The organism is Helicobacter pylori, from assembly GCF_015904775.1.
Lineage (GTDB): Bacteria > Campylobacterota > Campylobacteria > Campylobacterales > Helicobacteraceae > Helicobacter > Helicobacter pylori_DM.
Map to the genome: position 1 here is coordinate 43,321 of NZ_JADZNC010000010.1, position 9,558 is coordinate 52,878.

A 9,558-nucleotide genomic window follows, 5' to 3' on the forward strand; every position below is an offset into this window, starting at 1 on the left:
AAATGGTTATTGTTTTAGTCGTGGATAGCTTTAAAGACACCAGTAATGGCACTTCTATGACGGCGTTTCGTTTTTTTGAAGCGTTGAAAAAAAGAGGGCATGTGATGAGAGTGGTTGCCCCTCATGTGGATAATTTAGGTAGTGAAGAAGAGGGGTATTACAACCTTAAAGAGCGCTACATCCCCCTAGTTACAGAAATTTCACACAAACAACACATTCTTTTTGCTAAACCGGATAAAAAAATTTTAAGGAAGGCTTTTAAGGGAGCGGATATGATCCATACTTATTTGCCTTTTTTGCTAGAAAAAACAGCCGTAAAAATCGCGCGAGAAATGCAAGTGCCTTACATTGGCTCTTTCCATTTACAGCCAGAGCATATTTCTTATAACATGAAATTGGGGCAATTTTCTTGGTTTAACATGATGCTTTTTTCGTGGTTTAAATCTTCGCATTACCGCTATATCCACCATATCCATTGCCCGTCAAAATTCATTGTAGAAGAATTAGAAAAATACAACTATGGAGGGAAAAAATACGCTATTTCTAACGGCTTTGATCCCATGTTTAGATTTGAACACCCGCAAAAAAGCCTTTTTGACACCACGCCCTTTAAAATCGCTATGGTAGGGCGCTATTCTAATGAAAAAAATCAAAGCGTTCTCATTAAGGCGGTTGCTTTAAGCCGATACAAACAAGACATTGTATTATTACTCAAAGGCAAAGGGCCTGATGAGAAAAAAATCAAACTTCTAGCCCAAAAACTAGGCGTAAAAACGGAGTTTGGGTTTGTCAATTCCAATGAATTGTTAGAGATTTTAAAAACTTGCACCCTTTATGTGCATACAGCCAATGTGGAAAGCGAAGCGATTGCGTGTTTAGAAGCCATTAGCGTGGGGATTGTGCCTGTTATCGCTAATAGCCCTTTAAGCGCGACCAGGCAATTCGCACTAGATGAACGATCGTTATTTGAGCCTGATAACGCTAAAGATTTGAGCGCTAAAATAGACTGGTGGTTAGAAAACAAGCTTGAAAGAGAAAGAATGCAAAACGAATACGCTAAAAGCGCTTTAAACTACACTTTAGAAAATTCAGTCATTCAAATTGAAAAAGTTTATGAAGAAGCGATCAAAGATTTTAAAAACAACCCCCATCTCTTTAAAACCTTATCGTAATAAAGGATAAAAAATGCAAGAAGTCCATGATTATGGGATTAATTTTTGGAGCAATAACGAATTTAAGATAGAAAAAGGCTTGGTTAAAGTTTGTCATGGCAAAAACCCCTCGCTTTTAGAAATCGTTCAAAGCGTGCGCGATAGGGGCTATAGAGGGCCTTTGTTGGTGCGATTCCCCCATTTGGTGCAAAAACAAATCAAAAGCTTGTTTGATGCGTTTTCTTCAGCGATTAAAGAGTATCAATACAGCGGGGCTTTTAAGGCGGTTTTCCCTTTAAAGGTCAATCAAATGCCCTCATTTATTTTCCCTTTAGTTCAGGGGGCTAAGGGCTTGGATTATGGTTTAGAAGCCGGGAGTAAATCCGAACTCATCATCGCAATGAGTTACACTAACCCCACAGCCCCTATCACCGTGAATGGCTTTAAAGACAAAGAAATGATTGAGCTTGGCTTTATCGCTAAGAGCATGCAGCATGAGATCACTTTAACGATTGAGGGTTTGAATGAGTTGAAAACTATTATCGCTGTGGCTAAACAAAACGATTTTGTAGCCTGCCCTAAAATTGGTATTCGCATCCGTTTGCACAGCGCTGGCACTGGCGTTTGGGCAAAGAGTGGGGGGATCAATTCTAAATTTGGCCTTAGCAGCACTGAAGTTTTAGAAGCGATGCGCCTTTTAGAAGAAAACGACTTACTAGAGCATTTCCACATGATACATTTCCACATAGGCTCTCAAATCAGCGATATTTCGCCCTTAAAAAAGGCTTTAAGAGAAGCGGGAAACTTGTATGCAGAATTGCGTAAAATGGGCGCTAAAAATCTTAATAGCGTGAATATTGGAGGGGGGTTAGCCGTAGAATACACCCAACACAAACACCACCAAGATAAAAACTACACTTTAGAGGAATTCAGCGCTGATGTGGTGTTTTTATTGAGGGAAATTGTGAAAAATAAGCAAGAAATCGAGCCGGACATTTTCATTGAATCAGGCCGTTATATTTCCGCTAACCATGCCGTTTTAGTGGCCCCGGTGTTAGAATTGTTTTCGCATGAATACAATGAAAAATCCCTAAAAATTAAAGAAAGTAATAACCCCCCCTTGATTGATGAAATGCTAGACTTGCTCGCTAATATCAATGAAAAAAACGCCATTGAATACTTGCATGATAGTTTTGATCACACCGAGTCGCTATTCACGCTTTTTGATTTGGGTTATATTGATTTGATTGACAGGAGCAACACTGAAGTTTTAGCCCATTTGATCGTTAAAAAAGCGGTGCAATTGCTTTATGTCAAGGATCATAACGATATTTTACGCATTCAAGAGCAGGTCCAAGAGCGCTATTTATTGAATTGCTCGTTTTTCCAAAGCTTGCCGGATTATTGGGGTTTGAGACAGAATTTCCCGGTCATGCCCTTGAATAAATTAGATGAAAAGCCCACCAGGAGTGCGAGCTTGTGGGATATTACTTGCGATAGCGATGGGGAAATCGCTTTTGATTCCACGAAGCCCTTGTTTTTGCATGATATAGACATAGATGAAGAAGAATACTTTTTAGCGTTCTTTTTAGTGGGAGCGTATCAAGAAGTTTTAGGCATGAAGCACAATTTATTCACGCACCCTACGGAATTTAGCGTGGTTTTTGATGAAAAAGGCGATTATGAGGTGGAAGATATTTGCGAAGCCCAAACGATTTTAGATGTGTTAGACGATTTGGACTATGACACTAAAGAGATCGAACGCCTTTTAAAACAAAAAATTGAAGACAACAACCAACTAGACATGGAAGAAAAGAAAGAAATCATGGGGCGCTTGTATGTCATGCTGAGCGAAAACGGGTATTTGCGCACGATTTCTTAAACGCAAAAACCCACTAAAAACGCTTTTTGTTGGGTTTTTATATTGTTTAAGATCTTTAAGACTTCTTTAGATTTCATTTAAGGATATTTTCCATGATTTCTTTCACTATTTTAGGGTGCAAGATTTCGCCAGAATGAAAAGGCAAAACCTGCCTGATTTTATCTTTCACATAAATTCTATGGCTGCCTTTTTGCCTAGAGAAAACAAATCCATTCTGCAATAATAGCTTCTCTGCTTCTTTAGCTGTGAGTCGTGGCAATTCAGGCAAAAGCTATCTCAATGGGTGCTATTACAGAATTTTTCTTAGAAAGAAAAGCTAACTCATCGGCTTCTAAATCTCCCAAATAAAGCTCTATGGCTTCTTTAATGTTTCTTAGGGCTTCTTCATAACTTTTCCCTTGTGATACACAGCCTTTTAGAAAGGGGACAAAAGCAAAATACCCATTCTCATCTTTTTCTATGACAGCGTTTATAAGCATGGCACTACCTTTGATTGAATTTCTTATGATTATACACATAATATATTTTAAACAAAATTAAATGGATAGGTTAGAGAGAGAATGGAAAAAGAAAAATAAAAGAATAAAAGAGGGATTAAAAAAAAAGAGAGCCACCCCAAAGGGGGGGGGTTATTCTACCTCTCCCTCATTTTTAAGTTTAAGAGAAGTTGCCTCATCACCCTCTGCGATAACATTCCCCTCATCATCATAAACCTCATCTCTCATTCCATAAGACCAACGATTATCTTTTAACAGATTTTCGGTAAGACCCGCACATGTTAAATCATACTTATTGATACCGCCATCGCATAAGAGTTGCGCTACAAACTTCGCCTCTTTTTGATTTTTAGGTAAAAGCCACGCCCACTCTTCCAAAGAGATACCATTTTTATCGCCATTTTTAGAGTTAAGCGCATAAATCTCCATCGCCTTACAAAAAGTAAAGACATCGCCCATCCCCATATTATCAAAGCTATCAAACATACAATTTTCAGGGTCTCGGCTATCAATCATAGCATTAAACTCCAAATCAGTGTGGTGTTTAAAACTTGAAGCATAAGAGAGCGCATGCAAAATGATTAAACTCGCTTGAAACTCTCCGCCATTATAACTCATAGGAGCGAACAACACACCAAGTCTCGAACCCCTTTTTTCGTTAGAATAAAGCTCCGCAATGGTAAGAAAACTACCCTCATTCTCATCAGCAAAATCAAAGTCCAACTTGAATTTACTTTCTTTCTCTTTAGGAGCAGTAGTCCTATCCTTAACACTCGTTCCGCTCGTAACGATTTTAACATTTTTCAACAAATCCTCTCCGCTTTTTTCAGCGTGATTTTTCGCAACTTCATTCAAAGGCACTTCCTTAAACCATTTTAAGAACTTGTCGCTATTGAAAGTGTATGTGGCTTCATTGCCTTTTTCGCTCCTTAAGGTTACACGATTGAACCCAATACTAATGACTTTAGCTTCCACCACTTTGTTATTGATCGTGGCTTTGACTAACGCCCCTACTTTTAACTTATTTTCGTTTTGAAAACCCATAAAATACTCCTTGGTAAAATTTGTTTTAAATTCCGCTATAATTGTCCGTTCAATGTTTTTTAATGTTTTTATCTTTTTGGCATGGCTTGTTCCTCCTTGTTGTGGTTTTAATTTTGCTTAAAATTTTCATGTCTATCGCCCTTTCTTAAGATCGTTTTGAAGGCGGTAAGCGCCATTAAAAATGGCATCGGTCAATATTTCTTCAATTTGCGATAATTCCGCATTTTTTAGCGCTTCTCTAGGCGTTTCAATGATCAGTTTAGTTTGCGATAATCGCACCCACTCTAACGCTTGCTCTCTAGATTCAAAACTCCCCAATTCCCCAATATGGTTGAGAAACTGCTCGCTCATGGGTCTATCAATGTCAATCACAAGATCAAAGGTAACATAAAGCGACTGAACGCTCAAAGAATCCCCAACAATAAAGGTAAAATCAAGCGTGTTATCAAGCGTGTTATGTTGGATATTGTCTATTAACGCATAGTTAAGCTCTAATTTTTCTACTTGCTTTATCGCTATTACGATGTCTTTAGAAAGAGAAGTGCTAATTTTTTCTAATTGTTTTAACAAATCTTTAGGCGGGATAAAACCACGCTCTGCATCAGCGTCTATCACGCTTAAAATCGTTCTTTTATTAACTACCTTATTACGCTTTAAATCGTTAGCGATTTTGTTGATTTGAAGGTTTTGTTTGTAGCTTTGTTTTGACGCTCTATTTTTTTCTCGCCATTCAATGACTTCCCTCTCTTCTTGTTCTATGTCTGCAACATCAAAGATTCTAGGAAAACCATAACGATTTTTTTTCGCTCTGATAAACTTTTAATACTATCTTCAAGATCCTTGCGAAAATCATCAAAACCATCGCTAGAATGCGGCATATAAAGCGCTTCTATTTGAGTTTTAGCTATTTCATTAAACTCCATGCTGTTATGTTTATCAGGGTGTTTTGAAAAGAATGCAGCTAGCTTGTTCTTAAGAGCGTTGAGGGATTGTTCTAATTGATTGGGCGTTGAAAATTTGATGTCTGAGAAACTATCTTGTGTTTTATTAAAGTCCTTACCCGGTGAAGCGTTGATCAATTCTATAGGGCATTTGCTCTCACAATAACAGATCGCTTGTTGGTTAAATATTTGCGCTAACACCAATAAATAGTCCCTTAAATTAAATATGATAGTAGGCTCATTAGCGAACACCAAAAAGCTTATTTCTTCATCGGGTAAAAAAGGATCTTGCGGGCTGTCCTTCAAAGAGTTAAGCGTTTGAACAAACCCTATAAAATCACGCTTACTCTCTAAATACGATTGCAGCTTTTTCGCTCTTTCTGTATTTTGCTTGGGGGTGTATCGGTATTTAGCGACAAACTCCTTACTAGACATAAAGTCTTTCACGCTCGCCTTAGCGTTATTCTTTAAAAATCTGTCCATAAAATGCTTCCCCAATAAAAAACAAAGCCTTCTATAAAGGTAATTATTGCCTTTAAAGAAGTCCTTAATCAAAATGGGTTTATCCCAATCCACTTTAACAGATTTGTCCTGCCAATAGAGTAAGCGCGTTTTTAACTGAGCCAGTTTATCAGCGCTAGATTGAATGCAACCGCTTTTAGCTGCCCCTATCAGTAATTTTTGCTCATTATGATTGAAATCTCTGTAAAAAGCGTCTTTAAAGGGTTTAAAGGCTGAGATGATCCCAAAGGGTAGCCCGCTTTTGATTTTCTCACACGCCTTTTTAAGATCATAACTTCCAATCGTTTCGCTCCCAATAGCAGAAGCTTTCGTGTTAGAAACTTCAATGGCGCTGTTTTTAGTTTTAGAGACTTTCTCTCTCCCAATGATCTCCTTAACGAATCGCTTCGCTCTGTTTTGAGCCACTTTTAAGGCTTGTAAGTTTTTGATCACTTTTTTAAAATCCTCTTTTGCAAAGCTCAACCCAAAAGCTTCCTCATGCCCACCAGCTTGTATTAAAGGAATGGTTTTAATCTGGCTTAAAAAATCCATATCGCCTCTAGCGCTACCGCTATACCCGTTTTTATTGTCTCTATAGATACAAAGGGAGCGATTGGAAGGGTATTTTTTTAAAAAGTTATTAGCCACTAAACCGCTAACACCTACTTTAATAGAGCAGCTTTCATCTAAAATGGCCACTAATATTTTGTTACAAGAAAAAATTTGAGCGTTTTCTTCGCTTTCTTTCACCATTTTCTTTTTAATGTCGTTGTATCTTTTGAATTCCTTAACATTAAAGACGCTTAAATGCGGATCGTTTATGGGATTGAAATGTTTTAAAACCAGATAATGCAAATAGCTATCATAACAACCCTTAAACTCTCTAGCCCCACTCAAACGGCTTAAAGCGTTGATATAATTGATGCAATTAAAGCCGTATAAGTTAGAAATTCCATCTAAATCGTCTTGGGCTAAAGAAAGATCTTTGTCTTTGAAAAAGCATTTAATGCGGTCATGTTTAGGTTGTGCTAAATTCAAAACCATATCCAAATTATCCCCATGATCCAAATCAATGCGATCGCTTAAAAGCGTGATAGCGATCAATTCTTCTTCTAAAGGAGTGGTTTGCGTTTGAAAGATTTGACTAAACACTAAAGCGCTTGTGAAAGCCCCGCTATAATAGTTAGCGTCTTTTTCATCATTCAGGTTAATGTAGGCGATTTTATTTTTATCAATCAAACCAACTTCAAAACTCTTATGGTGGTCTGTGATGATACATTGTTCAAAACGCTCTAATAAGATTTCTTGCAATTGTGTATCAGCGGCCAAATCCGCCCCCAAGTCAGCGCTAAACAATAAGGGGTCTTTTTGGAATTGGTTTTTAATATAATCTAGGCGGACTAATTGGTTGGTTTTAGGGTTAAAGATACAAGGTTGAGACAACAAATCATTGATAGCTAAATCAGTGAAACCATAACCATGCGCATTCCTTAAGGGGCTAAAGAAAAAGAAATCTTTAATACCCAATCTGTAACACATAGACATTAAAACGCTGCCAGCCAGCATGCCATCACAATCATTATCTGTATAGAAAATAATGGGGCGGTGTTGTTTGGCTTCTTCTAAGAAGTCTTTAAAAATCCTTTTCTTTGCTATCTTTAATGGTTCTTTTTTAGGCATTAATTATCCCCTTTGTTGTTTTTATGCTTGATGATTTTCAATCATTCTAGATCAAAATCATCTTCAATTTCCTCTTCTTGCCATTCTATGTGTAAAATAGGCGTGATAATTTCATACAAAAAGTCGTGTCGCTTTTGGAGAGACTTCTCGTCCCACTTCCTATAGTCGCTATACAATTCTTTAGTGATGTCATAGCAGCTAATCACTTTGCTTGGGTCTTTGCTGCCATAAATTTTTCTTTTTTCATCAAAATCCCCATTTAAGGCTTTTGCGTTCTTTTTACGCTTTAAAAGGGTTAGATTTGCGATATTATTTACCCATTTTTCTCTTTTTTCTTTGTTAAAATCCGCGTTCCATTGACTGCCTCTTTTGGGCGTTTGGGGTAAAATATGCTCCACTTGGGTTTCGGCATCCATAACGATAAAATGAGGTTTCTCTTCATCTGCCATGAAATAGTTAGCCAGGGCTAAGACAGGGCGCACCCATTTGCTAGGATAAACCGAAGAGCTATCCCATAAGTTGTAGTGGTATTGGTTAAAGGTGTTATAAGATTCTATGTTATCCAGTATAAGCTCTTGGATGGTTTCAATGTCTTTATTGCTTTTAACATTTTTGATAATGTTGATACTCGTTTGCTTGATGCGCGTGATCGTGCCTCCTGCAATCCAAGTTTGATAGTAATAAGACACCAAAAGCTTTTTCAAAGCGTCAAAATCAGGGTATTTGACATAAAGGGCTGTCGTTAAAATACTGGCCCAAAATCTGGAAGGAAGGTATCTCAATAAATAAATGTATCGGTCTGGTTTTTTTAACAAATCGGTATAAGATTTCATAAAAGCGCTCACATCATAAATGAACCCGCAAGCGTCTTTTTTGCTGTCTTTGAATACCTTTTTTAATCCCTTATCGGCTCTCTTTTTAGAAATGCTAGGATCAGCGTATTCCAAATACATGTTAAAAAAGTCTTCCAAATCAATATCCACGCCCTCAACGCTCTTGCAAGCTTCAACCAATTTGTCCCAAGTGGTTATAAAATCCTTACGCTTTTCACTATCTTGTTTGATTTCTTGCATCAAACTGGATTTTAAAATATCAATAGGGCTTAAGGGTTGGCCTCTGTCGTTTAACACTTGAAAGATTTGCATCGCACTGTCTTGCTCAAAACAAATGATTCTAGTCACAACAATGTGTTCATAAAACCACTCGACAAAATTATCCATATCGCTTATGGAACCATTTTCCATGCTCTCATTCAATAGCTCCTTGAAATAATAAGCGTTACGCAAATAAGTGTTTTCTTCAAATTTCTTATTCAATTCGCTCTTTTTAATGTTGTCTTCAAACTCTAAATTGTTTAACACCGTGTTTTCAAAAATACTATTGTAATTTTGAGCGGTTAAGAACTTCAGACGCTCTTTTTCTTTATCGTATTTATCATAAATACTCCCTTCAATAAAATCTTTAGATTTTTGCCCTAACCTGTGTTTATAAAGCCTTAAAATCGTGCAAGCTAAGATAATAAAACTTGTTAGCCTCTGTTGGCCATCCACAACATCCCATCTTTTATCTTTTGGATTTTCAGCGATCACAATAGAGCCGCAAAAATACTCATCTTCTTTATTGTTTGTGTAGCTGCTCACCAAATCATCAATCAAAGCCCCTAAATGATCTTTATCCCACACATAAGGGCGTTGGTAATCAGGAACTTGATAAAAATATTCAGCATCCACTAAAATTTGATAGAGTTTTTTTAACTCCACTTCTACTTTTGCCATCATCTCTCCTTTGAATTTAACTCTGTAAGCCCCACTGATTTAAAAATGGGGCTTATGGAATCAAATGGTTGAAAAATGCGGTGTGGG

General features: G+C 37.3%; 6 protein-coding genes and 2 pseudogenes. 2 read left to right on the plus strand and 6 right to left on the minus strand.

Features of this window, described 5'->3' with window-relative positions; genetic code table 11:
* Nucleotides 1-2: 2 nt before the first annotated feature.
* Together I6852_RS05885 and speA are read left to right on the plus strand one after the other, a co-directional pair.
* Entirely contained in the window at nt 3-1,172 is a 1,170-nt protein-coding gene (locus I6852_RS05885) for a glycosyltransferase family 4 protein (RefSeq protein ID WP_197291746.1), read from the plus strand.
* A gap of 13 nt (nt 1,173-1,185) precedes the next feature.
* Nucleotides 1,186-3,033, plus strand: coding sequence for an arginine decarboxylase (gene speA / locus I6852_RS05890; RefSeq protein ID WP_197291745.1), 1,848 nt, complete (start codon nt 1,186-1,188; stop codon nt 3,031-3,033).
* 73 nt (nt 3,034-3,106) lie between these two features.
* Here speA and I6852_RS05895 read toward each other — a convergent pair whose 3' ends face one another.
* From I6852_RS05895 to I6852_RS05920, 6 genes and pseudogenes are all read right to left on the minus strand, one after another.
* Complete coding sequence (locus tag I6852_RS05895) at nt 3,107-3,301, minus strand: type II toxin-antitoxin system HicA family toxin (protein ID WP_001114660.1); 195 nt, start codon at nt 3,299-3,301, stop codon at nt 3,107-3,109.
* A complete protein-coding gene (locus I6852_RS05900; RefSeq protein WP_000906664.1) occupies nt 3,294-3,512 on the minus strand; it encodes a type II toxin-antitoxin system HicB family antitoxin in 219 nt (72 codons plus the stop codon). Before I6852_RS05900 ends, I6852_RS05895 begins: the two co-directional genes overlap by 8 nt.
* Nucleotides 3,513-3,662: 150 nt before the next feature.
* On the minus strand, nt 3,663-4,574 hold the full coding sequence (locus I6852_RS05905; RefSeq protein ID WP_197291744.1) for a hypothetical protein: 912 nt from the start codon (nt 4,572-4,574) through the stop codon (nt 3,663-3,665).
* Nucleotides 4,575-4,681: 107 nt separating this feature from the next.
* Nucleotides 4,682-6,451, minus strand: a pseudogene (locus tag I6852_RS08280) (hypothetical protein); the annotation flags it as partial.
* Nucleotides 6,446-7,696: pseudogene (locus I6852_RS05915) on the minus strand (single-stranded-DNA-specific exonuclease RecJ); the annotation flags it as partial. The pseudogenes I6852_RS08280 and I6852_RS05915, both read right to left, overlap by 6 nt.
* A gap of 41 nt (nt 7,697-7,737) precedes the next feature.
* Nucleotides 7,738-9,471, minus strand: a complete 1,734-nt coding sequence (locus I6852_RS05920; RefSeq protein ID WP_197291743.1) for a DUF262 domain-containing protein — start codon at nt 9,469-9,471, stop codon at nt 7,738-7,740.
* Nucleotides 9,472-9,558 lie beyond the last annotated feature (87 nt).

What these genes read in the sequence shown, in the direction of transcription:
- I6852_RS05900 (WP_000906664.1), bottom strand. Translation starts at nt 3,512, where the DNA reads ATGCTTATAAACGCTGTCATAGAAAAAGATGAGAATGGGTATTTTGCT.
- I6852_RS05920 (WP_197291743.1), bottom strand. Translation starts at nt 9,471, where the DNA reads ATGGCAAAAGTAGAAGTGGAGTTAAAAAAACTCTATCAAATTTTAGTG.
- speA (WP_197291745.1), top strand. Translation starts at nt 1,186, where the DNA reads ATGCAAGAAGTCCATGATTATGGGATTAATTTTTGGAGCAATAACGAA.
- I6852_RS05905 (WP_197291744.1), bottom strand. Translation starts at nt 4,574, where the DNA reads ATGGGTTTTCAAAACGAAAATAAGTTAAAAGTAGGGGCGTTAGTCAAA.
- I6852_RS05885 (WP_197291746.1), top strand. Translation starts at nt 3, where the DNA reads ATGGTTATTGTTTTAGTCGTGGATAGCTTTAAAGACACCAGTAATGGC.